Raw genomic sequence first — 23,848 nt, 5'->3', positions numbered from 1 at the left:
TCGCTCCGGGGGGAGGGCGCCTTTCGCGTGCCTCTACGCGGCCTTCGCCAGCTGCTCGCGCGGTACGAAGCGGACGTGCGGCCGGCCCGGACGGAGGTCGACCTTCAGGCGGAGGCCGCCGACGCGGGCGAGGGCGAAGCCGACGGCCAGGGCGGCGATCACCGAGATCGCGCCGCCGGACGCGAAGCCGATGCGCGCGCCGTACGTGTCGCTGATCCAGCCGACGATCGGGGCGCCCACCGGCGTACCCCCGGCGAAGACCATCATGTACAGGCTCATCACCCGGCCCCGCATCTCGGGGTCGGCGGCCATCTGGACGCTCGTGTTCGCGGTGATGTTCGTCGTCAGGCCGAGCATGCCGATCGGGACCAGCAGGATCGAGAAGAGCCAGACGTTCGGGGAGAGCGAGGCGGCGATCTCCAGCAGCCCGAACGCCGTGCCCGCCGCCACCAGCATCCGCAGCCGCGTGGAGCGGCGGCGGGCCGAGAGCAGCGCGCCGACCAGCGAACCGGCGGCCATCAGGATGTTGAAGAAGGAGTACATGCCCGCGCCGCCGTCGAAGACCTCGTCGGCGTAGGCGGTCAGCCAGATCGGGAAGTTGAAGCCGAACGTGCCGACGAAGCCGACCAGGACGATCGGCCAGATCAGCTCGGGGCGGCCACGGACGTAACGCAGTCCTTCCCGCAGCTGGCCCTTGGCGCGGCGGACCCGTACCGAGGCGTGGAGTTCGCTCGTCCGCATCATCAGCAGGCCGATGAGCGGGGCCAGGAAGGAGAGGCCGTTGAGCAGGAACGCCCAGCCGCTGCCGACCGTGGTGATCAGGACACCCGCGACGGCGGGGCCGATGAGCCGGGCGGACTGGAAGTTCGCCGAGTTCAGGCTGACCGCGTTGCGGAGCTGCGCGGGGCCGACCATCTCGGAGACGAACGACTGGCGGGCCGGGTTGTCGACGACGGTCACCATGCCGAGGAGGAAGGCGACCAGATAGACGTGCCAGACCTCGACGACGCCGGAGAGGGTCAGGACGGCCAGCGCGATACCGCACAGGCCGAGCATGGCCTGGCTGACGAGCAGGATCTGCCGCTTCGGGAGGCGGTCGGCGATGACGCCGCCGTACAGGCCGAAGAGCAGCATGGGAAGGAACTGGAGGGCCGTGGTGATGCCTACGGCCGTCGCGGAACCCGTCAGGCTCAACACGAGCCAGTCCTGCGTGATGCGGGACATCCAGGTACCGGTGTTGGAGATCACGGCGCCCGTGGCGAACAGGCGGTAGTTACGGATCTTCAGCGACGAGAAGGTCCCGCCGGTCGTGCTCTCGTGGGTGGAAGTCGGTGCGGGGGCGGAGTCTGCTCCGGATCCCGTACTCAAAAGGGTTCATCTCCTCAGGCGTCTACGGCGTGCGGTCCGACGAGGACGTGACGACGGGCGCTCCGGCGGTGATCGTCCGGGGCCGGCGGTGTGCCGGTCCCGGCTGCGATCGCCTTCCCCGGACCGGCTGTCTCATCCGGTCCGGGGACGGTGTCACCGCCTTCGCGCCCGCGGGGTCACAGGTGGGCGAGCTTCTCCAGCACGGGCGCGGCGGCCCGCAGCGTCTCCCACTCGTCCTCGTCCAGGCCCTCGGCGAGCTGGGCCAGCCAGGCGTTCCGCTTGGTGCGGCTCTCCGCGAGCATGGCCTCGGCCTGCTCGGTCTGGCTGACCATCTTCTGCCGACGGTCATCGGGGTGCGGTTCCAGCCTGACGAGTCCCTTCGCTTCCAGCAGCGCGACGATGCGGGTCATCGACGGAGGCTGCACGTGCTCCTTGCGGGCCAGCTCGCCAGGGGTGGCCGAGCCGCAGCGGGCAAGGGTGCCGAGCACCGACATCTCGGTCGGGCTCAGCGATTCGTCGACGCGCTGGTGCTTCAGGCGCCGGCCCAGCAGCATCACGGCGGAGCGGAGGGAGCTCACGGCGGCGGCACTGTCGCCGTCGTGGATCAGGTCAGGCATGTTTGTTAGCGTAACTCATTACCCAAACTAAATACCACTCGATGGTACGCGCGCGAGAAACCGATCACCCGAACGAGTGAGACGGAAGCGGAAAGTGACGCGAAAAGCGCCCCCGGGCGGCGACCCTGCTCGGTATGGGATCGACAGTGCTCAGCCTGCGGATAGACGGTGAGCTGCTCGACCGGCTCCGGCAGCATGCCGCCAAACGCGGAATGAGCGTCCAGGACTATGTGGTCCGGACGCTCATTCGCGACGACTTCGACGAACGCTTCAAGGCGGCCGTCGACGAGACGGAGAAGTTCTACGGGCCGACGGGCCCCAAGGTGACCGGAGACCCGATCACGTGAGGCCGAGCGCCGGCATCGCGTAGTAGAAGACGAAGACCGCCGACACCACGTACATCGCGATCGGGACCTCACGGCCCCGGCCCGCCGCCAGCCGCAGCACGGAGAAGGCGATGAAGCCGATGCCGATGCCGTTGGTGATCGAGTACGTGAACGGCATCATCACCATCGCCAGGAACGCCGGGACCGCGAGCGTGTAGTCGCTCCAGTCGATGTCCCGTACGGACCCCGCGATGATCAGGAAGCCGACCGCCAGCAGGGCGGGAGTGGCCGCCTGCGACGGGACCATGGTCGCCAGCGGTGTGAGGAACAGCGCCACCGAGAAGAGCAGACCGGTCACCACGCTCGCCAGTCCGGTGCGGGCGCCCTCGCCGACGCCTGCGGTGGACTCCACGAAGCAGGTGGTGGCGGAGGCGGAGGTCGCCCCGCCCGAGGCGACCGCGATGCCGTCCACCAGCAGCACCTTGTTGATGCCGGGGAAGTTGCCGTTCTCGTCCATCAGCTTCGCCTCGTCGCCGACGCCCAGGATGGTGCCCATCGCGTCGAAGAAGCAGGACAGCAGCACCGTGAAGACGAAGAGGATGCCGGTCAGCAGACCGACCTTCCCGAAGCCGCCGAAGAGGCTGACCTCGCCGAGCAGACCGAAGTCCGGCGCGGAGACCGGGTTGCCCGGCCACGCGGGCGTCGTCAGGCCCCAGGCGCCCTCGGGCAGGCCCGCCACCGCGTCGATGACCAGGGCGACCACCGTCATGGCGATGATCGAGATCAGGATCGCGCCGGGCACCTTGCGCACGATCAGCGCCAGCGTGAGCAGCGCGCCGAGCACGAAGACCAGGATCGGCCAGCCGGTGAGGTGGCCGTCGCCGCCGAGCTGGAGCGGCACGGTGGTCATGGCGGCGTCCGGGATGCGCGAGACGAAGCCGGAGTCGACCAGGCCGATCAGCAGGATGAAGAGGCCGATGCCGATCGCGATGCCCTTGCGGAGCGAGCGCGGTACGGCGTTCATCACGCGTTCCCGCAGCCCGGTCGCGACCAGCAGCATGACCACGATGCCCGCGAGGACGACCATGCCCATCGCGTCCGGCCAGCTCATCCGGGGGGCGAGCTGGAGGGCGACGACGGTGTTGACGCCCAGCCCGGCGGCAAGCGCGATCGGCACGTTGCCGATGACGCCCATCAGGAGCGTGGAGAAGGCGGCGGAGAGCACGGTGGCGGTGACCAGCTGACCGTTGTCGAGCTGGTTGCCGTACATGTCCTTCGCGCTGCCCAGGATGATCGGGTTGAGCACGATGATGTACGCCATCGCGAAGAACGTGGCGAACCCGCCGCGGAGTTCGCGCCCGACGGTCGACCCCCGCTCGGAGATCTTGAAGAACCGGTCCACGCCGCCCGTGGGCTGCGGTGCCGAGGGCTGCGGGGAGTCGACCGGAGCGGTGGCCGAGGGGGGCATGGGTGACCTCAGTCGTACGTAGGGAGGTGAAGGAAAAGGGCGAAAGGTGATCGAAATTGGATGTTCAGACGAACAAATCGAGCCAGCCCAAAGCAGATTCAGTATGAATACATAAGGCGAAGATCGCTATCTCCGCGCGTAGACCCGCGTGGCGCCTCGGGTCCACCGGCCCGCGCACCCCCGATCGGGTGGGCCCATACACTGAACGCATGGAGAAGTGGACACCGAAGCACGAGGCGCCCGAGCCCCTGGAGGGCCCCGTCGTCTCCACCGTCGTCGGCGGCACGATCCTCTGGTTCGTCCTCTTCCTCGCCCAGCTCCCCTTCTACGGCTGGTTCGCCGACCGCGGGCACACCTGGTGGGTGTGGACCCCGCTGGCCGGAGCCGCACTCGGGCTGATCGGCATCTGGTACGTCCGCGGGCGCGACGCCGCCCTCAAGCGGCACGCGGCCCAGGCGGAGGCCAAGGCCGCCGCGGGGGCCGAGGCGGCGGACGGCGCGCTGGGCACGAGCACCCGGGCCGACCGGACCGCCTGAGGCGGCAGGCGAGTCTTCGGTAGCCCTCCCGTACGGGCGCCTCGCCGCCCCCGTACGACCACGGGACCGACTTGCTCCTCCCCTGGTCGGATCTTCGGCCCCCCGGCGGGTGATCCGCACCTGACGCCCGTACCGTCTAACCCATGACGCAGCGGGCACTCGATTCCTCCGGGGAGCAGACCCCCGGACCCTCCCGGCCGGCCATGATCGACGCGGGGGCGGAGCTCGACCCCGTGCACCCCATGGACCTGCCACCTTCGGCTCACGACGCCACCGGCCTCACCACCGCCGAGGTCGCCGAGCGGGTGGCGCGGGGCGAGGTCAACGACGTGCCCGTGCGGTCCTCGCGCTCGGTCACCGAGATCGTCCGGGCCAACGTCTTCACCCGGTTCAACCTGATCATCGGCGTGCTCTGGGTGATCATGCTGTTCGTGGCGCCGATCCAGGACAGCCTCTTCGGCTTCGTGATCGTCGCCAACACCGGCATCGGCATCATCCAGGAGTGGCGGGCCAAGAAGACCCTGGACAGCCTCGCGGTGATCGGCGAGGCGAAGCCGACCGTCCGCCGCGACGGGAAGGCCGCCGAGATCTCCACCCACGAGATCGTCCTCGGGGACGTGGTGGAGCTGGGCCCCGGAGACAAGGTCGTCGTGGACGGCACGGTCGCCGAGGCCGACAGCCTGGAGGTCGACGAATCGCTGCTGACCGGTGAGGCCGACCCGGTCCTCAAGCGGCCCGGCGACCCGGTGATGTCCGGCAGCTTCGTCGTCGCGGGCGGCGGGGCGTTCACCGCGACCAAGGTGGGGCGCGAGGCGTACGCCGCCCAGCTCGCCGAGGAGGCGTCGCGCTTCACGCTCGTCCACTCCGAGCTGCGCAGCGGCATCAGCACCATCCTGAAGTACGTCACCTGGATGATGGTCCCGACGGCGATCGGGCTGATCATCAGCCAGCTCGTCGTGAAGGACAACAACTTCAAGGACTCCGTCGCCCGCACCGTCGGCGGCATCGTCCCCATGATCCCCGAAGGCCTGGTCCTGCTGACCTCCGTCGCCTTCGCCATCGGCGTCGTACGCCTGGGCCGCAAGCAGTGCCTGGTCCAGGAGCTGCCCGCCATCGAGGGGCTCGCCCGGGTCGACGTGGTCTGCCTGGACAAGACCGGCACGCTCACCGAGGGCGGCATGGACATCACGGAGGTCCGGCCGCTCAACGGGAGCGACGAGGCGTACGTCCACCAGGTGCTGCGCTCCCTCGGCTCCTCCGACCCCCGCCCCAACGCCAGCCTCCAGGCCATCATCGACGCGTACCCGGCGGGCGAGGGGACGGCCGCGAGCTGGACCGTCACCGACGCCCTGCCCTTCTCCTCCGCCCGCAAGTACAGCGGCGCGGCCTTCACCGAGACCGACGGCAGCTCCTCCGCCTGGCTCCTCGGCGCCCCGGACGTGCTGCTCCCCGAGGGCGACCCCACCCTCGACGAGATCGAGCACCTCAACCAGCAGGGCCTGCGCGTGCTGCTCCTGGCCCGGGTGCCGAGCGGCGAGCTGGACGCCCCGGACGCGGCGGAGGGCGACGTGCCCACCGCCCTGGTCGTCCTGGAGCAGCGGCTCCGGCCGGACGCGGCGGAGACCCTCAAGTACTTCGCCCAGCAGAACGTGGCCACCAAGGTCATCTCCGGCGACAACGCGGTCTCCGTCGGCGCGGTCGCCGGGAAGCTGGGCCTCGCGGGCGCCGAGAACACCCTCGACGCCCGCAAGATGCCCACCGACCCGGACGACATGGCCACGGCCATGGAACAGAACGCGGTCTTCGGCCGGGTCACCCCGCAGCAGAAGCGGGACATGGTGGCGGCCCTCCAGTCGCGCGGCCACACGGTCGCGATGACGGGCGACGGCGTCAACGACGTCCTGGCCCTCAAGGACGCCGACATCGGGGTCTCCATGGGCTCCGGCTCCGAGGCGACGCGGGCCGTGGCGCAGATCGTGCTCCTGAACAACAGCTTCGCGACGCTGCCGTCCGTCGTCGCCGAGGGCCGCCGGGTGATCGGCAACATCACCCGCGTCGCGACCCTCTTCCTCACCAAGACGGTCTACTCGGTGCTGCTGGCGATCCTGGTGGTCTGCACCCAGGTGGAGTACCCGTTCCTGCCGAGGCACCTGACGCTGCTGTCCACGCTGACCATCGGCGTCCCCGCGTTCTTCCTGGCCCTCGCGCCGAACAAGGAGCGCGCCCAGCCCCACTTCGTACGCCGGGTCATGCGGTACGCGATCCCCTCGGGCGTCATCGCGGCGACGGCCACCTTCACCACGTACCTGGTGGCCCGCCACCACTACGCCGGGCCGGGCGCTCTGGAGGCGGAGACGAGCGCGGCGACGCTGACGCTGTTCCTGACCTCGATGTGGGTCCTGGCGATCATCGCCCGCCCGTACACCTGGTGGCGGATCGCCCTGGTGGCGGCGATGGGGCTCGGCTTCCTCATCGTGCTCGTGGTGCCGTGGCTCCAGGACTTCTTCGCCCTGAAGCTGGTCGGGACGACGATGCCGTGGACGGCGGTCGGCATCGCGGTGGCGGCGGCCGCGCTGCTGGAGTTCAGCTGGCGTCTGGTGGGCCGGCGCTTCGGCGCATAAGGGCAGCACGCAGGAAGCAGGAAGCCCCCGGGAGGCCGATGACCTCCCGGGGGCTTCTCCGTGTCTCCTCGCCTACTACTTCACGTCGACGAAGTCACCGGTGGACGAGACCGCCGGGGTGCTCGCCGTACCGGCGAAGCTGTAGCGCCAGTAACCGTCGGCCGAGGCCTTGACGGTGGTCTTCAGGGTGCCGGTGGAGCTGCCCTTGACGGTCTTGACCGTCGACCAGCTCTTGGCGCCCTTCTTCAAGAACTGGAGCTTCACGGACTGGCTGCCGTAGCCGTGGTACTTGAACGTCTCCCAGTTGGCCCGCTCCAGCTTGCCGGTGACCGTGAGGGTCTTGCCCTTCTTCACGGGCTCGGGAGCCGCGTTGACCGAGAGGCGGGAGGCGCGCTGGAGCTTGAAGGCCTTGGCCTTCTCCGTCCAGACGAAGTCGCCGTCGTTGGCGTCCACCCACGCGTCGACGTACCAGTTCCCGGCGACATCGTTCGAGTAGGCGAGGTCGACCTTCGGGTCGACGGTGAACTTCGCCGTGCAGGTGTTGCCCGAGCACTTGATGTCGCTCGTGTCCAGGATGCCGAACGCGGGGCCCTTGAGCGCGATGTCGGCGCTCTCGATGCCCGAGTTGTCCTTGGCCTGGACGGTGACGGAGAACTTCTTCACCGCGGAGGTGCCGATGACGACGTTCTTGCCGCCGTTGACCGTCACCTTGGTGATGGCGATGTCCCCGTGGCGGCCGTCCGCCTGCGCGGAGGGGGCGGCCAGGACGGACAGGGCCAGGGCGCCGACAACGGTGGCCGTCGCGGCGGTGGTGCGTATGCGCATGTGTTCCCCGAGAAGTACGGGACCGGCCCGCGGCACTCAACGAGCCCGACCGGTCTGTCAGTTGTTCACTCGACAGAACAGACCCGCATCTCACGTGAAGGGTTGTACACAATCATGAAGATTCCACGAAGGCGCGTTCTCCGTCGACGCCCCTCGGTCGACGCCCCTCAATCGAACCAGCGGTCCCGCGCCAGCTCCTCCGTACGCGACGGATCCTCCAGCAGGGCCGCGACCTCGAAGCGGCGGGGCCACTGGCCCGCCGCCCAGGCCAGCCCGGCCGCCACGCCCTCCAGGGTGGACGCGTGGACGACCCCGTCCCGGGTGCGACGCCAGTCCAGCTCGACGCCGCCCGCGCGGAGTTCGGAGTGCTCGATGTACGTGGCCGGGGTGGCGGGGCCGAGCAGGACGCGGACGGACTCCGGTACGCGGTGCTCCTCGCCCTCGCTCGTCACGCCCGCCTCGACGCTCTCGCCGAGCCGCCGCACCTGGAGCAGCTCGGCCAGCTCGGCGGCCCGGGCCGGGGCCACGGGGAGCAGCGGCAACCCCTCCGTCAGCGGCAGCACGTCCGGGGCGTCCGCGATCACGGCGTCCGCCGCGTCGACCACGGTCACGTCCCCGTCGACCACCGCCCGCAGCTCGTCGGGCAACGTGACCTGTTCCGGGTCGAGCTCGGCGAGCGCCGTGTAGAGCGCGTGCAGCTGTACGGGGGTGACGGGCCGGTCCTCGTCGGCGAGCCGCCCCAGCAGCTCGGCCGCACCGCCCGGCTCGTCCAGGAGCGCGGCGACCGAGGTACGCACCCCGAGCGCCCGCAACACCTGGACGTCGTCGAAGCCGGTGGCGTCCACCGCGTCGTACAGCCCGGCCAGGACCGGGTCACCCCCGGCCGAGCGCAGCCCGGCGGGGCGGCGGCCGTCCAGTACGGGGTGGTCGCGCAGCCACCACGCGGTGTACGGGCGCACGGACTGCGTCGTCCCGTCCGGCAGCAGCACCCGCACCGGCTGCGTCAGCGCGTCCCGCAGCGGCGGCTGCGCCAGCATCGCGAGCGCCTGCGGCCAGGCGTCGTCGTCCACCAGGTCCAGATCCCGTACGGCGACGATCTCGGTGGCGACCGGCGGCACGGGCGTCTCGGGCAGCTGGTCGAGGAGGTCCTCGCACCACACGTCGACGGCGTCCAGCAGCCCGGCGTCGTCGGGTTCGGCGAAGTCGCTGTCGCGGGGCTCCAGTTCGTCCGGGTCGAGGACGACGTCGGCGGCCCGGACGAGGGCGAAGGTGGCGAGCACCCCGCAGGCGGTGAGGGGCGCTTCACCCCAGCGCTCGGCCAGTTCCTCGTCCACGAGAGCCAGCTCCCCCTCCCGCATGATCTGCGCGAACGGGCTGCCGGGGAGGACGAGTTCACCGGCGGGGGCGGGCTCACCCTCCTCGTCGGGGAGGGCGAGCGCGCCGAGCCAGGGCTCGTCGCCGGGGGCGAGTTCGGCGTCGCGTACGAGGGTGAGGACCGTCTCCGCCAGCTCGTCGCCGTCGAGTGCGTCCTCGTCCCAGATCTCCCCCGCGTCCAGCGATCCGGCGACCGCCGCCCGCACTTGGGGGGTCGTCAGCACGGCGCGGGGCGTGGCGGGCAGGGCGCCGAGCTTCTCCAGGAGCGGGTGGGCGGCGTCCGGGTGGGCGACCTTGAGGCCGAGCCGGGAGAGGCGGGCGAGAACAGGGCCGGTGAGGGCGTCCGGGAGGGGCAGCAGCACTTGGCGGGGGCCGATGGTGGTGCGCGGCGGGCGGCCCGCCTGCTCGTCCTCCGGGTCACCGGCGAGCGGGACGGGGAGGCCGGTGAGGCGGTCGGGGTCGATGCCCGCGAGGCTGTCGTAGAGGCGGTGCCACCAGGCGGGGTCGCGCTCCAGACCGGCGAGGCGGTCGATGGCCTCGGTCAGCGGGACGCGGGCGACGCCGAGGGTGCGGAGCTCGGGGCGGCGCTCCAGGCCTGCGGGCAGCAGACAGGGCAGCACCTCGGCGAGGACCCGTACGGTCTCGGCCCCGACGCCTTCGACGACCTCGGCCTCGACGGGGCGGAGGGCGGTGGTGGCGGTGCTCCCGTCCGTACGGTCCCGGTCCCAGTCGTCCGCCCAGCGCGGCTCGGCCTCGGGGTCCCGGGGTGCGGCGGGCTCCAGGAACGCGACCCGGGGCAGCCGGGCCAGGATCGCGCCGCGCAGGGCCCCGTCGAGGCCGCCCTTGCCGAGCGGGCCGGGGACCAGGTCGATGGTGCCGGTCGACACGGGCTGCCAGGTGCCCAGCAGCTCGGCGTACGCATCGGCCGCCCGCTCCACCAGGAAGTCCGTGAGCGGCCCGGGCGCGGGGTGCCTGCGGGCGGTGTCCAGGGGGAGGGAGGCGATGAGGAGGGCGGGGATGCCGAGGGGCTCGTCGGTGGGGGTGGGGGCGTGGACGACCGGGGCCGTACGGGGCTGGAGCGGGGCCCCGGACTCGTCCACCGGGACCGCCCAGGTGACCGACCAGTGGGGGCGCAGGCGCTCCTCGACCGGGCGGTCGGCGAGGAGCGCGGGCTCGACCGGGCCGTGGTGGAAGACGGTGCGCCAGCGGTTCAGGCCGTGCGCGGAGTCGTCGATGTGCGTGTACGGGCCGTGGGCCGAGCGGCTCAGGGTCCGTACCCCGTCCGGGGTCTCGATGACGACCTCGGACAGCCCGGGCAGGGTGAGGAGCAGCGCGTCGTCCACCGCGGCCAGCAGCCGGGCGGCCAGATCCTCGGCGGTGCCGTCGCGCAGCGGCAGCACCACGACGGTGTCGTACCCGTCGGGGGCCGTTCCCTCGGCGGGCAGCGGGAGGCGCAGGAGCGGTACGTGGCCGTCGCGGCGGCGCAGCTCGTCGCCGAGGCCGGGGGAGCCGACGGCCGCGTTCCGGGCCAGCTCCCGGGCCTCGGCCAGGGACCAGCGGACGCCTCCGTGGCGGCCGAGCACGGCGGGCTCGTCGCTGACCGCGAGGACGGCGGCGAACCCGACGCCGAACCGGCCCACGGCGGACTCGTGGCCCTCGCGCTTGGCGGAGGCGCGGAGGGTGGAGAGGGACTCGACGCCGGTGGCGTCCAGGGGGGCGCCGGTGTTGGCGGCGGCCAGGACGCAGCGTCCGTCGGGGTCGCCGGGGGCGGCGGGGTGCAGGGTGAGGCGGAGCCTGCCGGGGACGTCGGCGCGGGCGGCGGCGTCGGCGGCGTTCTGGGCCAGCTCGACGACGAGGCGGTCGCGGTAGCCGCCGAGGGCGAGGTCCTCCTCGGCGTTGGCGTCCTCCCGGAAGCGGGCGGGGCCGGCGCCCCAGGCGTCGAGCACGCCGCGCCGCAGCCGTGCCGTCCCGAACGGATCGGCCCCCTCGGTCGCATTCATGCTCACGCTGTCGACTCCGTCCGCCGTGGGTGGTGGCTGGGCCTGTCCCTGCCGCCCAGTGTGCGCCCGAAGGTACCGTGCACCCGGCCCGGGCCCCCAACCCGTGCGGGGCCCACCCAAGCCCGTCCGGCGTTCGAGGACGGAACCCGAGCCCACCCCTGCCCACCCAAGCCCGTCCGGCGTTTGAGGACGGAACCCTTGGCTGGGTGGGCGTCACGCGATCAAGGGCCCTGGGGCCCAGCACCCCCGCAGAGGCATCCGACACCCATCGACGGTTCCGTCCTCAAACGCCGGACGGGCTGAACGGGGCGCCCTACGAGTGGCCCAGGTCCTCCGACGCGCCGTCGGCCTCGGACGGGACCGAGCCGCCGTCGCGCGCGGGGCGGAGCGCGTACTCGTCCACCCGCATCGTGTCCAGCGCATGCGCCGCCGGCCGCACGGGCGCCGGCATCACGGCCGCCTCCGAGTGCCCCCCGCACCCGTACGCCAGCGACACCACATGCCCGTCCGCCGGGCTGATCTCGTTCGCGCACACCCCGAACGCCTGCTTCAGCGACCCCGCCATCGGGATCAGGAACGCACAGCTCACACACGTCGCCGGCGCCGCCTGCGCCATCGGGGTCTTCGGGCCGAACGCCTCGTCCCAGCGGTCGGCCGCCTCGTACAGCCCGTACCGCGACAGCACCCGCGCCCGCCGCGTACCCAGCTCGTCGGCGACCGCGGCGATGGAGCCGCGGCTGATCGCCACCGGCCGGTCCGTCAGCTCCGCGTCCTCCGCGTCGACGAGCTCGGCCAGCTCATCGGAGACGATCGAGTTCGGCGGCGGCTCGTCCTCGCCCGTCCAGCCGGGCTCCAGCCGCGGGTCCTCCGCCTCCGTGGGCAGCAGGTCGCCGGGGCCCAGGTCCCCCGGGCGGAGCCGCTCGCTCCACGGCACCCACTCCGGCGCCAGGAGCGCGTCGGCCCCCGGCAGCAGCACCGTTTCGTCCAGGGTGACGTTCTTCGCGCGGGAGGCCCGCGCCACGGTCACCGCCCAGCGCCAGCCCCGGTAGCCGGGCTCCTTGGCCTCGAAGTAATGCGTGACGACGCGGTCCCCCTCGGAGACCACGCCGACATGCTCGCCGACCACGCCGGGCGCGGCGGCTTCCTCCGCCGCCGCGCGCGCGAGGTCGACCGCCTCGGCGCACAGGCGGTCGGGAACGGGGGTACGGGCGGTACGGGCCGTACGGCTTCGCGTCGTCGCAGCACTCACAGGTCTTCGCTTCTCTCCATACGCCAGTCTCACGAGCGCGCCAGCTGCTGCACGATTGCCGTTTTCGGCCAGACAGCTGCGGGCGGAGCGGACCTGGGGGCCGCGTCGACGTCCACACCCGTTGTGCCTGCCTCGGGCGCGCCTTCTGCCACCCATTCTGCGGGATCGCGGAGAGGCGCGCGGCCAAGAACAACCGCCGGTGGCGCGTTACGCACGCTACCCTCTCCGCCGCTCCGCGCCCACCTGCCCGTCCCAAACGTGCCGTATCCGTCTCTCCGATATCCGGCCACACCCGCCCCGAAGGGCTTGCGCGACCCCGCCCGGCCCCGCACGCGCGCCAGCCCTCCCCCGCTGGTCCGACAGGGCGTCACGCGCGCGTCCGCAGCCGATCACCGTTCATACCGGCCAGGGTTGGGGCACTATGACGGGGTGACTGCCGCCAGGTCGCACGACGGTCCCGGCCCGCTCCGCAGGGCGGGACGGGCGACGGGTCGTGCCCTGCGCTCCCCGTTCACCGGTGCGGCGCGCGGAATCCGCAAGGCGACGCACGCCCACGGAGCCGGGGAATCCGGCCTCGGCAAACTCATCGAGCTGCACGCGGTGAACGGCGCGGGTGACGTCATGATCACCGTCGCCCTCGCCTCCACGGTCTTCTTCTCCGTCCCGACGGACGAGGCGCGCGGGCGGGTCGCGCTCTACCTCGCGATCACCATGGCCCCCTTCACCCTCCTAGCCCCGGTGATCGGCCCGCTGCTGGACCGGCTGCCGCACGGCCGCCGGGCCGCGATGGCGGGCGCGATGCTGGCCCGCGCGCTGCTGGCCATCACCATGTCGGGCGCGGTCGCCACGGGCGGGCTGGAGCTGTACCCGGCGGCGCTGGGGGTGCTGGTCTCATCGAAGGCGTACGGGGTGGTGCGCAGCGCGGTCGTGCCACGGCTGCTGCCACCGAAGTTCTCCCTGGTCAAAGCCAACTCCCGGGTCACCCTGGCAGGGCTCCTCGCCACGGGGGTGGCGGCCCCGATCGGGGCCGGCCTCCAGACCGTCGGCTCCGCCTGGCCGCTCTACGGCGCCTGCGCGATCTTCATCGTGGGCACCTTCCTCGCCTTCACGATGCCGCCGAAGGTCGACTCCGCCAAGGGCGAGCGCCGGGCCCGCCTGATCGACCCGCAGGACCACCCCCACCTCCCGCACCTCCCGGAGCCCGTACGCCGCCCGGCCGCCCCGAAGCCGAAGCGCGGCCGGAACGGCGGCAGGAGCAACAGGGAGAAACCGCCCAAGGAGCGCCCGCCCGGCCTGCGGTCCGTCGGCGGGTCGGTGCTCCACGGCCTCCAGGCGAACGCCGCCCACCGGGCCCTCTCCGGCTTCCTGATCTTCTTCCTGGCGTTCCTGCTGCGCGAGCACCCGATGGGCGGCCAGAGCGCGGCGGTCTCGCTCGCCATCGTCGGCGTGTCGGCCGGGGTCGGGAACGCCTGCGGTACGGCGGTGGGCGCGTGGCTCCGGGCGCGCGGGCCCGAGGTGATCATCGCGACGGTGCTGGGGCTCGCCCTGGGCACGGCGGTCCTCGCCGCGGTCTTCTTCTCCACGGCGGCGGTCGCCGCGCTCGGCGCGGTCGCCGGGTTCACCCAGGCCCTGTCCAAGCTGTCGCTGGACGCGATGATCCAGCGGGACGTCCCCGAGGAGGTCCGCACCTCCGCCTTCGCCCGGTCCGAGACGTTGCTCCAGATGGCGTGGGTGGTCGGCGGCGGCATCGGGATCGCGCTGCCGCTCAACGCGGTGCTCGGCATGTCGGTCGCCGCGGGCATCCTCGCCCTCGGCGCGGCCACGTCCGTACGGGGTCTCCTGGGCGCCGCACGGCGCGGCACGCCGCACCCCCGCGTGGCGTGAGCGGAGGCGACCGATAGCCTTCGGCCCATGACCGTTGCGTTCTTCTCCGGTAAGGGCCGTCGAATCGGCGTCGCTCTTGGTGCCGTGTCCGCGGGACTCCTTGTCCTGTCCGCCTGCGACAAGCCGACGCCGCTCGCCACCGTGACGGTCGGCACGACCTCGGTGAACTCCGAGGCGGCCTGCTACAACGACGGTGAGGCGATCAAGGAGTCGCTGATCCAGGGCTGCCTCAACAAGAAGCCCGAGAAGACCCTTGAGGTCGCGATGGACGACAAGGTCCGCTTCGGCGTCGACCCCGAGATCGCCGAGAAGGGCTGGACGCTCTTCATCAACGGCCAGCAGGCCGAGCAGGAGCCGTTCAAGAAGACGTACCGGACGATCCCCGGCAGCGCCTTCTTCGCCAGCCAGACGGGCGAGCCCGCCACCAAGACGAACGTCTCCATCGTGGAGACCAACGGCAAGAAGCTCACCGGCATCTGGCAGTTCGAGCTCAAGAAGACGTCCTGACCGCCGACGTCCTGACCGACGTCCCCTTTCCGTCCCTCCTGAGGCCCTGAGGCTCTCCCTGTGCGTGTGCTCGTCGTGACCGCTGTCCCGGTGGAACGGGACGCGGTCACGCGTGCGTTCGGGGGTACGCCGGAGGTCCTCGCCGTGCCCGGGGCGGAGCTGCACCGCTGCGGGGCGTTCGACGTCCTGGCGGGCGGCGCGGGCCCGGCGGCCGCTGCCGCGGCGGCAGCGTTCGCCCTGGCGTCCTCGGCCTCGGCTCCACACCCGTACGGACTCGTCATCTCCGCCGGGATCGGCGGCGGGTTCGCCCCCGCCGCCCCCCTCGGCTCCCTCGTCGTGGCGAGCGACATCGTCGCGGCCGATCTGGGCGCCGAGACCCCGGACGGCTTCCTGCCCGTCACCGCGCTCGGCTTCGGCCGGGACCGCTTCGTCCCCCCGCCCGCGCTCGTACGGGAGGTGGCGGCGGCCACCGGCGCCGCCCCCGGCCCCGTCCTCACCGTCTCCACCGTCACCGGCACCGCCGCCCGCACCGCCGCCCTGCTCGCCGCGCACCCGGGTGCGCTGGCCGAGGCGATGGAGGGGTTCGGGGTGGCGGAGGCGGCCGAGCGGGCCGGCGTGCCCGTCCTGGAGCTGCGCGCCGTCTCGAACACCGTCGGCCCCCGCGACCGGGACGCCTGGCGCATCGGCGACGCGCTGGCCGCGCTCACGGAGGCGTTCGGGAAGAGCGCACCCGTACTGGAAGGTTGGAACCGGCATGACCACTGACGCACACCCGGGCCCGATCGAGATCGCCTTCTCGCCCTGCCCCAACGACACGTTCGTCTTCGACGCCTGGGCCCACGGCCGGGTGCCCGGCGCGCCCGCGCCGGCCGTGACCTTCGCGGACATCGACATCACCAACGGCATGGCCGAGCGCGGCGAGCTGGACGTCCTGAAGGTGTCGTACGCGGTCCTGCCCTGGGTCCTGGACGAGTACGCGCTCCTGCCGTGCGGCGGGGCGCTGGGCCGGGGCTGCGGTCCGCTCGTCCTCACCAAGGAGCTGGGCCTCGACCTGACCGGCCGGACGGTCGCGGTGCCGAGCGAGCGCTCGACGGCGTACCTGCTGTTCCGGCTCTGGGCGGCGGAGATGGTCCCGGGCGGGGTCGGCGAGGTCGTCGTCATGCCGTTCGACGAGATCATGCCGGCGGTCCGCGACGGCAAGGTGGACGCGGGCCTCGTCATTCACGAAGCCCGCTTCACGTACCACACCTTCGGGCTCCACAACCTGGCCGACATGGGACGCCACTGGGAGGACACCACCGGCCTCCCGATCCCCCTCGGCGCGATCATCGCCAAGCGCTCCCTCGGCGAGGAGACCCTGCGCCGCCTGGCCGACACCATCCGCAGCTCGGTCCGGCTGGCCTGGGACCACCCCGAGGTCTCGCGGCCGTACGTCCAGGAGCACGCCCAGGAGATGGACCCGGCGGTCGCGGACCAGCACATCGGCCTGTACGTGAACGAGTTCACCGCCGACCTGGGCGAGGACGGCTACGCGGCCATCCGCGGCCTGCTCACCCGCGCCGCGGCCGAGGGACTCGTACCGCCCCTCGGCCCGGACGCGCTGGCGTTCCCGGCCGCGCCGTAAGGAGTCCGCCGGCCACACGCCCCCTGAGAGTCCGCCGGCTACACGTCCAGCTGGTCCGCGACGGCGCGCAGCAGGCCCGCGATCTTGGCGCCGGCGGCCTTGTCCGGGTAGCGGCCGCGTTCCAGCTGGGGCGTGATGTTCTCCAGGACCGTCGTCAGGTCCTGCACGATCGACGCCAGCTCGTCCGGCTTGCGGCGCTGGGCGGCCGCGACGGACGGGGTGGGGTCGAGGACCACCACGGACAGGGCCTGGTCACCGCGCTGGCCCGCGACCACGCCGAACTCCACACGCTGGCCGGGCTTGAGGGCGTCGACCCCGGCAGGGAGTACCGACGAGTGCACGAAGACGTCGCCGCCGTCGTCGCGGGAGAGAAAGCCGAAGCCCTTCTCGCTGTTGAACCACTTCACCTTGCCGGTGGGCACGTCTGTCCCCGTCCTCGTACGTGTCGATGTGCGGAAAGAGCCGTGCTCGACCTCGGGCACGGCTCCGGATAGCAGGAGAGCGGGTCACCGTGACCCGCCTGGTCCCAGGCTAATGGCCCTGCGTCCGGTGACAAGACGTCGCCGGAGTGTTCCTCCGGGCAGGGAACTACCCTGGTGGGGTGACCACTACTCCTTCAGGCGCCGGCGACCGGCTCGTATCGGTCGGCGCGATCGTGTTCTTCATCGGCGCACTGGCCACTCTGGTGACGGTCGCCCCGCTCTTCCTCGGCACGGAGCCGTTCCCTCCGATCGCGTACGGGGTCAGCATGTTCATGGGCCTCGGCTTCCTGATCGCCGGGGCGGGCGTCGTGCGCTCGGTCTGGCTCAGCTCGCCCAAGCGGGCCGCGAGCCGCACCTGAGGTCCCTTGGATCTTTCGTCCGGATCACGTCGGTCGTCCGGATCACGTCGGTCGTCCGGATCACGTCGGTCGTCCGGATCACGTCGGTCGTCCGGATCACGTCGGTCGTCCGGCTCACACCGGTCCGGCGAAGTGGCTAGGCTCCCTCGTGTGAAGCACGCAGGGCATGCCCTCTCGCCGCCTCCCCCAGCCTGTAGCGTTCCGGGCCGGGCGACGGCGCACGTCGACGACCTCCTCGTACAGATCGCCCACGGCAGCCGGGAGGCGCTCGGTGAGTTGTACGACCTGCTCGCCCCGCTCCTGCTGGAGCTGCTGCGCTCCCGGCTGCCGGAGGGCGCGGACGCCCGGTCCGCCCTCGTCGACGGGTTCAGCGAGGTCTGGCGGCAGGCGCCCTCGTACGCGCCGGGGCCGCACGGGCTGGACTGGGTGATCGACCGGGTGACCGACGCGGGGTAGGGCTCAGGGCCTGGGGGTTCTCAGGCCGACGCTCGGTGGGGCCAAGGGGGTCTCAGGCCGCCGTGCGGTTCGCCTCGAACGTCCGCAGCCAGGCCGGGAACTCCGTCAGGTCCGCCAGCACCACGTCCGCGCCCGCCGCCCGCAGCTCCCGCTCGTCGCACGGGCCCGTCGTCACGGCGACCGACAGCGCCCCGGCGACGCGCGCCCCGCGGACGTCCCCCACGTGGTCGCCCACGTACACCTGCGCCCCGTGCTCCCGCAGCGCCTCGCCCTTGGCCTCCGCCCAGAGCCAGCCGATCACCGAGTCCGGCTCGATCCCGAGGTGGGCCAGGTGCAGCTTGGCGTTCGGCTCGTACTTCGCCGTCACCACGATCGCCCGGCCGCCGAGCGCCCGTACCTCGGCGATCGACTCCCGCGCCCCGGCGAGGGCCGTGCTCGGCGCTATCGCGTGGTCGGGGTAGAGCTCCCGGTAGCGGTCACCGGCGGCGGCCACCTGGCCGGCCGGGAACCAGTGCGCCAGCTCCTCCTCCAGCGGCGGGCCGATCCGGCTGACGACCAGTTCCTCGTCGATGGGCACCCCGGTCTCGGTGGACAGCGCCCGGTAGGTGGCGGCGATACCGGCCCGGGAGTCGACGAGGGTCATGTCGAGGTCGAAGCCGACCGTGAGGGGGGCTGTGTGCGGGGCGGGGAGGGGGCTCGAAGCCGTGGAAGCCATGGGGACCATTGTGCCGACCCGCCCGGCGGGTCCCTCGGGCCCGCCCACCGGCGTCCTCGGCGAAACCCCCGCCACCTAGACTGAGCCCGCACTTAGCCAAGCCTTAGTAGTCCTCGCGAGGACTACGCGAAGTCCTTCCCCGAGTCCCTGAGTCCCCGAGTCCCTGCCGATTGGTTCAGATGTCAGCGCCCGCGCCAGCACCGGCACCGGCCGTCGCACCCCCGATACCCCGCGCACCCCGTCTCTCCCGACGCGCGGCCGCCACCGCCACCGCCGTCGTCGCGCTGCTGCTGGCCGTCCTGCTGAGCCTCGCGGTCGGGGCGCGGTCCATCCCGCCGGGCGAGGTGTTCGACGCCCTGCTGCACGGCGGAACGTCGGATGCCGCCGAGGTGATCCGGACCATGCGGGTGCCGCGCACGCTCATCGGGCTCATGGTCGGCGCGGCGCTGGCCCTCGCGGGCACGGTGCTCCAGGGGATCACCCGTAACCCCATCGCCGACCCCGGCATCCTCGGCATCAGCCAGGGGGCGTCGGTGGCGGTGGTGATGGCCATCGCGTTCGCCGGGGTCCACACGCTGACGGGATACGTCTGGTTCGCCTTCGCGGGGGCCGCCGTCGCCTCGGTCGCGGTGTACGCCATCGCGTCGAGGGGGCGCGGCGGGGCGACGCCCGTGAAGCTCGCGCTCGGCGGGGCCGCGATCAACGCGCTGCTGGTGTCGGTGACGATGGGGGTCCTCACGACGAAGGCGTCCGCGCTGGACGAGTTCCGCTTCTGGCAGGTCGGGTCGATCGCGGGGCGGGAGGCGGACGTCGTCCAGCAGGTGTGGCCGTTCCTCCTCGTCGGCGTTGTCCTCGTGCTCTCCGTCGCCCGCGGCCTGGACGCGCTCGCGCTCGGCGAGGACGGGGCGAAGGGGCTCGGGCAGAACGTGGCGGCGGTCCGGATCGTCGGCGGGATCGGGGCGACCGTGCTGACCGGGGTCGGGGTGGCCGCCGCCGGGCCGATCGCGTTCATCGGGCTCGCCGTCCCGCACATCGCCCGCGCGGTCGTCGGCAACGACCACCGCTGGGTACTGCCGATGGCCGCGCTGATCGGGCCGGTGATGCTGCTCGTCTCAGACGTCGTCGGCCGGATCGTGTTCCCGCCGAGCGAGATCCCGGCGGGTGTGATGACGGCGCTGATCGGGGTGCCGTTCCTGGTCGCCCTCGTACGCCGGAAGGCGGTGCCGGCATGAGCAGCACCCCTGTACGGGTCCGGCCCTCGGGGTACTCCGTCGTGAAGGCCGGGCCACGTGGCCGGTTCCTGCTGCACCGGCGGTCGTCCGTCGTCGCGGCGGGTCTTCTCGTGCTGCTGGCCACCGTCTGTGTCGCGTACCTCTGTGTCGGCGAGAGCTTCGTCGCGCCCGGTGAGGTCGTGAAGGTGCTCCTCGGGCAGCCGTCCTCCGCCGAGCTGGTCGTGGGCACGCTGCGGCTGCCGCGCATGGCCGTCGGGCTGCTGGTGGGCGCGGCCTTCGGGATCGCGGGGGCGCTGATCCAGACCGTCGCCCGCAACCCGCTCGCCAGCCCCGACATCATCGGCATCAGCCAGGGCGCGAGCGCGCTCACGGTCGGGGCGATGACCTTCGGGATCACCTCGTACGCGTTCCTGCCCTACCTCTCCGTCATCGGCGGCATCGCGGCCGCCGCCCTCGTGTACGTCTTCGCCTGGCGCGGCGGGCTGCACGCCACCCGGTTCGTCCTCATCGGCATCGGCTTCGCCGTCGCGCTGCGGTCGGTGACCACGCTGTTCCTGACCAAGGGCGACTACCTGGTCGCGCAGCAGGCGCAGATCTGGATGACCGGTTCGCTGAACGGGCGCGGCTGGCCGGAGGCCGCCCCGCTCGCCTGGACGCTGCTGCTCCTGCTGCCCGCCGTCGCGTGGGCGGCCCGCGCGCAGCGCACCGTCGCGATGGACGACGACACCGCCACCGCGCTGGGCGTGCGCCTGGGGCGCGTACGGCTCGGACTCGTCGCGCTCGGTGTGGTCCTGGCCTCCGTGGCGACGGGCACGGCGGGCCCGGTGGACTTCGTGGCGCTGCTCGCCCCGCAGATCGCCCGCCGGATGACCCGTACGGCACAGATCCCGCTGGTCTCCTCGGCGCTGCTGGGCGCGGTGATCGTGGTCCTCGGCGACCTGCTCGCCCGCAGGCTGTTCTCGCCCACCGAACTGCCGGTGGGCGTCCTCACGGCGGCGGTCGGCGCCCCGTACCTGATCTGGCTGATCATCCGCGGTCACCGCGGCCGCAGTGGAGGCACCGCATGAGCCCGAGCCCGACGACCGACGCAGCGCAGACGGACTCCCGCCTGGCCGCCCGCGCCCTGACCCTCGCGTACGAGGACCGCCCCGTCGTCCACGAGCTGGACCTCGCCGTGCCCGACGGGCAGGTCACCGTCATCGTCGGCCCGAACGCCTGCGGCAAGTCCACCACCCTGCGCGCGCTCGGCCGGCTGCTGAAGCCGCGCGGCGGGGCGGTCCTGCTGGACGGTACGGAGCTGGCGCGGATACCGACCAGGCGCATCGCCCAGTCCATCGGGCTGCTCCCGCAGACCCCGGTGGCCCCCGAGGCGATCACCGTCTCCGACCTCGTCGCCCGGGGCCGCCAGCCGCACCAGAGCTGGTGGCAGCAGTGGTCGGACGCGGACGAGCGGGCGGTGACCGACGCCATGGCCCGTACGGATGTGACGGCGCTGGCCGACCGGTCGGTGGACGAGCTGTCGGGCGGGCAGCGCCAGCGGGTGTGGATCGCGATGGCGCTCGCGCAGGAGACGGACCTGCTGCTGCTCGACGAGCCGACGACCTATCTGGACATCGCGCACCAGGTGGAAGTCCTGGACCTGGTACGCCAGTTGGCGTCCCCTGCCGCCGACGGCACCCGGGGCCGTACCGTCGTCACCGTGCTGCACGACCTCAACCAGGCGGCGCGGTACGCCGATCACCTGGTCGCCATGAAGGAGGGCCGGATCGTCGCCGAGGGCCGGCCGGGGGATGTCGTCACGGCCGGGCTCGTCCGCGAGGTCTTCGGCCTGGAGGCGGTGATCGTCCCGGACCCGGTGACGGGTTCGCCGCTCGTCGTCCCGGGCGCCCCCTGGACCCCGGCCCCCGCTTCTTCCGCCTCCGTCCCGACTCCCGGAAAGGCCCTCTGAGCCATGACAGCCAAGACTCTCCAGCACCGCTCCCGCCTGCTCGCCGCCGCGTCCCTGACCGTGGCGGCCGCCCTGACCCTGTCCGCCTGCGGCTTCTCTACGGAGTCGGGTTCCGCGTCCGGTTCCGACTCCGGCTCCAACTCCAACTCCGGCTCCGGCTCCGGCTCCGGCTCCGGCTCCGACGGGTCCGGCGAGGCGCCTCGTACGGTGAAGACCGCGATGGGCGACGTGAAGGTCCCGGCCGCCCCGCAGCGGGTCGTCGTCCTGGACACCGCCGAACTCGACTCGGTCCTCACCCTCGGCGTGAAGCCGGTCGGCGCGACCCACGCGGACGTGGACTCCGGCTTCCTGAACTACCTGCCGAAGGACCAGGTCGCGGGCATCACGGACGTGGGCCAGATGATGACCCCGAACCTGGAGGCCATCGCCGGTCTCGAGCCCGACCTCATCCTCACCAGCAAGATCCGGCACGGCGACAAGTACGCCGAGCTGTCGAAGATCGCGCCGACCGTGATGACGGAGAACACCGGCTACCCCTGGAAGGAGAACTTCCAGGTCCACGCGGAGGCCCTCAACAAGAAGGCCGAGGCGAAGATGGTCACCGACGACTACGCCCGGCACGTGGCCGACGTGACGAAGGCGCTCGGCGGCAAGGAGAAGGCCGGGGCGACCGAGGTCAACATGGTCCGGTTCGTCGAGGGCGCCGACATCCGCATCTACGGCAAGAAGAACTACATCGCCACGATCCTCGCCGACGTCGGCCTCGGCCGCCCGGCCATCACGGACAAGGCGAAGGACGGCTTCAGCTACGACGTCAGCCCCGAGAAGATCGACCTCGCGGACGCGGACGCGGTCTTCCACTCGACGTACGGCGACCCGAAGAAGTCCAAGGAGATCCAGACCACCGGCAGCGGCCTGTGGAAGAACATGGACGCCGTGAAGAACGGCAAGGTCTTCGCGGTCGACGACCAGCTGTGGATCCAGGGCATCGGCTACACGGCGGCCGACAAGATCCTGAGCGAGCTGCAGACCAGCCTGAAGTAGCCCGTCACCCCCGCCTCCGCGCCCGCCACACCAGGTAGAGCGCGGAGGCGACGGCCGCAATGCGGACGACCACGGGCCAGGCGCCCATCAGCACCTCGCGGAGCGCCCCGTCCTCGATGGGCTCGCCCCAGCGCCCGTCCACCCGCCCCCACACCCAGACGAGCGCCCCGGCGACGACGACGCCCGGCAGCCCCAGGGCCGCCCACTTCGCCTCCGTACGGGAGAGGGTCCGGGAGCCGTAGGCGATGAGCCAGCCGCCCGCGAGCGGGATCCAGGACCCGGTGACCACCCCGGCGATCAGCAGCACGGCGGCCAGGAGCAGCAGGGGGTGGGCGAAGCCGCCACGGGGGGCGGGGGCCGCGGCGACCACGGGTTCGGCGACGGCGACGACCGGCTTGCGGCGCCGGGGCCTCGGGATGCGGAGGGCGCGGCGGCGGGGTGCCGTTTCGGCGCCGTCCTCGCCGTCTTCCGGGCCCTCTTCCGCCGCCGCCTCCTCCTTGTCCGCGGCCTCGGGCTTCACCGGCCGCCTGCCGAGGAGCTCCGGGGCCTCGATGCCGCCGAAGAACCCGGGGATGGCGGTCCCCGCGTCGAAGGGCCCGGGCTCCAGACGCCACCAGTCCTCCCCGCCGCTGCTCTGCTGGTCGGGGCCGAGGACGTGGGGGGCGGAGGGGTGGGGCCAGGGGGTGGTGTCGGCGGGGGTGGTGGGCTTGGTGAGGTTCAGGTTCGTACGGGGATGGTTTCCGGGGCCGGATCCGGTACGGGGGGCGGGACCGGAGGCAGGATCGGTGGCTGCCCCCGGCTCGTCCGGCTCATACGGCTCGCCCGGCCCCTTCGACCCCTCCGGCCCCTCCGGCTCCTTCGGGCCCTTGCGGAGGAAGCCGGTCCGGGGCTTGGGGACCGCCGCGCCGCCCCCCGTACGCGCCGACGACAGCGGCACCGTCCCGTCGCCCGACTCCGCCGCCGCGCTGACCAGTTCGGCCGGGCTCCCGAGCCTGCCGATGATCCGCCGCACGGCCGCCGGGGAGTCCGCGCCCTCGCTCGCGCGGCGGCGGTCGATCTCGCCCCGCAGCGTCGAGACGAGCCGCATCCGGGCGCCCGACGACAGCTGTTGCTGCTGGGCCAGGTCACCGACCCGGCTCAGGTAGTCGTAGACGAGCTGGTCGCTCTCGATCCCCACGCCGTGCATCCCCTCTTGCCGCCCTGCCCCGACGGT

22 protein-coding genes are annotated in these 23,848 nt (G+C 72.5%); 13 read left to right on the top strand and 9 right to left on the bottom strand.

The annotated features are described in order from the left end of the window. Positions 1–33: 33 nt before the first annotated feature. Entirely contained in the window at positions 34–1,368 is a 1,335-nt protein-coding gene (locus IF17_RS0117660) for an MFS transporter (RefSeq protein WP_030566998.1), read from the bottom strand. 176 nt (positions 1,369–1,544) lie between these two features. After that, the gene (locus IF17_RS0117655; protein ID WP_030566996.1) at positions 1,545–1,985 is read right to left on the bottom strand and encodes a MarR family winged helix-turn-helix transcriptional regulator; all 441 of its coding nucleotides are present in this window, start codon (positions 1,983–1,985) and stop codon (positions 1,545–1,547) included. A gap of 134 nt (positions 1,986–2,119) precedes the next feature. Between IF17_RS0117655 and IF17_RS0117650 the strand changes: the two genes are divergently transcribed. Continuing rightward, positions 2,120–2,332, top strand: a complete 213-nt coding sequence (locus IF17_RS0117650) for a ribbon-helix-helix protein, CopG family (protein WP_076965498.1) — start codon at positions 2,120–2,122, stop codon at positions 2,330–2,332. Here IF17_RS0117650 and IF17_RS0117645 read toward each other — a convergent pair. Then, positions 2,325–3,779 carry an NCS2 family permease gene (locus IF17_RS0117645; protein WP_018510925.1) on the bottom strand — a complete coding sequence of 485 codons (1,455 nt, stop codon included), beginning with the start codon at positions 3,777–3,779 and terminating at the stop codon, positions 2,325–2,327. The two genes, IF17_RS0117650 and IF17_RS0117645, sit on opposite strands and share 8 nt — an antisense overlap. 209 nt (positions 3,780–3,988) lie before the next feature. Between IF17_RS0117645 and IF17_RS0117640 the strand changes: the two genes are divergently transcribed. After that, positions 3,989–4,315, top strand: a complete 327-nt coding sequence (locus tag IF17_RS0117640; protein ID WP_030566992.1) for a hypothetical protein — start codon at positions 3,989–3,991, stop codon at positions 4,313–4,315. Positions 4,316–4,458: 143 nt separating this feature from the next. Further along, positions 4,459–6,936, top strand: coding sequence for an HAD-IC family P-type ATPase (locus tag IF17_RS0117635; RefSeq protein ID WP_030566990.1), 2,478 nt, complete (start codon positions 4,459–4,461; stop codon positions 6,934–6,936). Positions 6,937–7,011: 75 nt separating this feature from the next. Here the strand turns inward: IF17_RS0117635 and IF17_RS0117630 are convergent, their stop codons facing one another. The 3 genes from IF17_RS0117630 to IF17_RS0117620 all read right to left on the bottom strand — a co-directional run bounded on the left by IF17_RS0117630 (position 7,012) and on the right by IF17_RS0117620 (position 12,384). Further along, positions 7,012–7,761, bottom strand: a complete 750-nt coding sequence (locus IF17_RS0117630) for a hypothetical protein (protein WP_030566988.1) — start codon at positions 7,759–7,761, stop codon at positions 7,012–7,014. A 167-nt stretch (positions 7,762–7,928) separates the two neighbouring features. Then, on the bottom strand, positions 7,929–11,135 hold the full coding sequence (locus tag IF17_RS0117625; protein ID WP_030566986.1) for a sacsin N-terminal ATP-binding-like domain-containing protein: 3,207 nt from the start codon (positions 11,133–11,135) through the stop codon (positions 7,929–7,931). A gap of 313 nt (positions 11,136–11,448) precedes the next feature. After that, entirely contained in the window at positions 11,449–12,384 is a 936-nt protein-coding gene (locus IF17_RS0117620; RefSeq protein WP_030566984.1) for a DUF3027 domain-containing protein, read from the bottom strand. A 429-nt stretch (positions 12,385–12,813) separates the two neighbouring features. Here IF17_RS0117620 and IF17_RS0117615 point away from each other — a divergent pair, with 429 nt between their 5' ends. The 4 genes from IF17_RS0117615 to IF17_RS0117600 are packed head-to-tail and all read left to right on the top strand — an operon-like array spanning position 12,814 to position 16,399. Continuing rightward, entirely contained in the window at positions 12,814–14,268 is a 1,455-nt protein-coding gene (locus IF17_RS0117615) for an MFS transporter (protein ID WP_030566982.1), read from the top strand. Between the two features lie 27 nt (positions 14,269–14,295). Then, a complete protein-coding gene (locus IF17_RS0117610; protein ID WP_030566981.1) occupies positions 14,296–14,775 on the top strand; it encodes a hypothetical protein in 480 nt (159 codons plus the stop codon). 60 nt (positions 14,776–14,835) lie between these two features. Then, the gene (locus tag IF17_RS0117605; RefSeq protein ID WP_030566979.1) at positions 14,836–15,540 is read left to right on the top strand and encodes a futalosine hydrolase; all 705 of its coding nucleotides are present in this window, start codon (positions 14,836–14,838) and stop codon (positions 15,538–15,540) included. Beyond that, positions 15,530–16,399 carry a 1,4-dihydroxy-6-naphtoate synthase gene (locus tag IF17_RS0117600; protein ID WP_030566977.1) on the top strand — a complete coding sequence of 290 codons (870 nt, stop codon included), beginning with the start codon at positions 15,530–15,532 and terminating at the stop codon, positions 16,397–16,399. Before IF17_RS0117605 ends, IF17_RS0117600 begins: the two co-directional genes overlap by 11 nt. Before the next feature lie 38 nt (positions 16,400–16,437). Here the strand turns inward: IF17_RS0117600 and IF17_RS1000000140125 are convergent, their stop codons facing one another. Next, on the bottom strand, positions 16,438–16,821 hold the full coding sequence (locus IF17_RS1000000140125; RefSeq protein WP_006126557.1) for a cold-shock protein: 384 nt from the start codon (positions 16,819–16,821) through the stop codon (positions 16,438–16,440). 179 nt (positions 16,822–17,000) lie between these two features. Here IF17_RS1000000140125 and IF17_RS0117590 point away from each other — a divergent pair, with 179 nt between their 5' ends. After that, positions 17,001–17,240, top strand: coding sequence for a hypothetical protein (locus IF17_RS0117590; protein ID WP_018510935.1), 240 nt, complete (start codon positions 17,001–17,003; stop codon positions 17,238–17,240). Positions 17,241–17,390: 150 nt separating this feature from the next. Continuing rightward, complete coding sequence (locus tag IF17_RS0117580; RefSeq protein ID WP_030566973.1) at positions 17,391–17,696, top strand: hypothetical protein; 306 nt, start codon at positions 17,391–17,393, stop codon at positions 17,694–17,696. A 52-nt stretch (positions 17,697–17,748) separates the two neighbouring features. Here IF17_RS0117580 and IF17_RS0117575 read toward each other — a convergent pair whose 3' ends face one another. Continuing rightward, positions 17,749–18,411, bottom strand: coding sequence for an HAD family hydrolase (locus tag IF17_RS0117575; protein ID WP_030566971.1), 663 nt, complete (start codon positions 18,409–18,411; stop codon positions 17,749–17,751). Positions 18,412–18,590: 179 nt separating this feature from the next. On the opposite strand from IF17_RS0117575, the gene IF17_RS0117570 reads away from it, so the two are divergent. Genes IF17_RS0117570 through IF17_RS0117555 form a run of 4 tightly spaced genes read left to right on the top strand, consistent with a single transcriptional unit; the run spans position 18,591 to position 22,635 of the window. Beyond that, positions 18,591–19,643, top strand: a complete 1,053-nt coding sequence (locus tag IF17_RS0117570) for a FecCD family ABC transporter permease (protein ID WP_051884041.1) — start codon at positions 18,591–18,593, stop codon at positions 19,641–19,643. After that, positions 19,640–20,710, top strand: a complete 1,071-nt coding sequence (locus IF17_RS0117565; RefSeq protein ID WP_030566968.1) for a FecCD family ABC transporter permease — start codon at positions 19,640–19,642, stop codon at positions 20,708–20,710. The genes IF17_RS0117570 and IF17_RS0117565 overlap by 4 nt, the downstream gene beginning before the upstream one ends. Further along, positions 20,707–21,591, top strand: coding sequence for an ABC transporter ATP-binding protein (locus IF17_RS0117560; protein ID WP_030566966.1), 885 nt, complete (start codon positions 20,707–20,709; stop codon positions 21,589–21,591). The genes IF17_RS0117565 and IF17_RS0117560 overlap by 4 nt, the downstream gene beginning before the upstream one ends. Before the next feature lie 3 nt (positions 21,592–21,594). Next, complete coding sequence (locus IF17_RS0117555; protein WP_030566964.1) at positions 21,595–22,635, top strand: ABC transporter substrate-binding protein; 1,041 nt, start codon at positions 21,595–21,597, stop codon at positions 22,633–22,635. Between the two features lie 4 nt (positions 22,636–22,639). Here the strand turns inward: IF17_RS0117555 and IF17_RS0117550 are convergent, their stop codons facing one another. After that, positions 22,640–23,821, bottom strand: coding sequence for a hypothetical protein (locus tag IF17_RS0117550; protein WP_030566962.1), 1,182 nt, complete (start codon positions 23,819–23,821; stop codon positions 22,640–22,642). Between the last annotated feature and the right edge of the window lie 27 nt (positions 23,822–23,848).

Origin of the sequence: Streptomyces cyaneofuscatus, from assembly GCF_000718135.1 — a bacterium.
GTDB lineage: Bacteria > Actinomycetota > Actinomycetes > Streptomycetales > Streptomycetaceae > Streptomyces > Streptomyces cyaneofuscatus.
The sequence above is the reverse complement of the archived record's forward strand: the minus strand, read 5'-3'. Positions and strand labels throughout refer to the sequence as shown.

Excerpts from the sequence above, each read along its gene's own strand:
- IF17_RS0117655 (WP_030566996.1), bottom strand. The coding sequence starts at position 1,985 with ATGCCTGACCTGATCCACGACGGCGACAGTGCCGCCGCCGTGAGCTCC.
- IF17_RS0117650 (WP_076965498.1), top strand. The coding sequence starts at position 2,120 with ATGGGATCGACAGTGCTCAGCCTGCGGATAGACGGTGAGCTGCTCGAC.
- IF17_RS0117645 (WP_018510925.1), bottom strand. The coding sequence starts at position 3,779 with ATGCCCCCCTCGGCCACCGCTCCGGTCGACTCCCCGCAGCCCTCGGCA.
- IF17_RS0117640 (WP_030566992.1), top strand. The coding sequence starts at position 3,989 with ATGGAGAAGTGGACACCGAAGCACGAGGCGCCCGAGCCCCTGGAGGGC.
- IF17_RS0117635 (WP_030566990.1), top strand. The coding sequence starts at position 4,459 with ATGACGCAGCGGGCACTCGATTCCTCCGGGGAGCAGACCCCCGGACCC.
- IF17_RS0117630 (WP_030566988.1), bottom strand. The coding sequence starts at position 7,761 with ATGCGCATACGCACCACCGCCGCGACGGCCACCGTTGTCGGCGCCCTG.
- IF17_RS0117625 (WP_030566986.1), bottom strand. The coding sequence starts at position 11,135 with ATGAATGCGACCGAGGGGGCCGATCCGTTCGGGACGGCACGGCTGCGG.
- IF17_RS0117610 (WP_030566981.1), top strand. The coding sequence starts at position 14,296 with ATGACCGTTGCGTTCTTCTCCGGTAAGGGCCGTCGAATCGGCGTCGCT.
- IF17_RS0117600 (WP_030566977.1), top strand. The coding sequence starts at position 15,530 with ATGACCACTGACGCACACCCGGGCCCGATCGAGATCGCCTTCTCGCCC.
- IF17_RS0117575 (WP_030566971.1), bottom strand. The coding sequence starts at position 18,411 with ATGGCTTCCACGGCTTCGAGCCCCCTCCCCGCCCCGCACACAGCCCCC.
- IF17_RS0117570 (WP_051884041.1), top strand. The coding sequence starts at position 18,591 with ATGTCAGCGCCCGCGCCAGCACCGGCACCGGCCGTCGCACCCCCGATA.
- IF17_RS0117565 (WP_030566968.1), top strand. The coding sequence starts at position 19,640 with ATGAGCAGCACCCCTGTACGGGTCCGGCCCTCGGGGTACTCCGTCGTG.
- IF17_RS0117560 (WP_030566966.1), top strand. The coding sequence starts at position 20,707 with ATGAGCCCGAGCCCGACGACCGACGCAGCGCAGACGGACTCCCGCCTG.
- IF17_RS0117555 (WP_030566964.1), top strand. The coding sequence starts at position 21,595 with ATGACAGCCAAGACTCTCCAGCACCGCTCCCGCCTGCTCGCCGCCGCG.
- IF17_RS0117550 (WP_030566962.1), bottom strand. The coding sequence starts at position 23,821 with ATGCACGGCGTGGGGATCGAGAGCGACCAGCTCGTCTACGACTACCTG.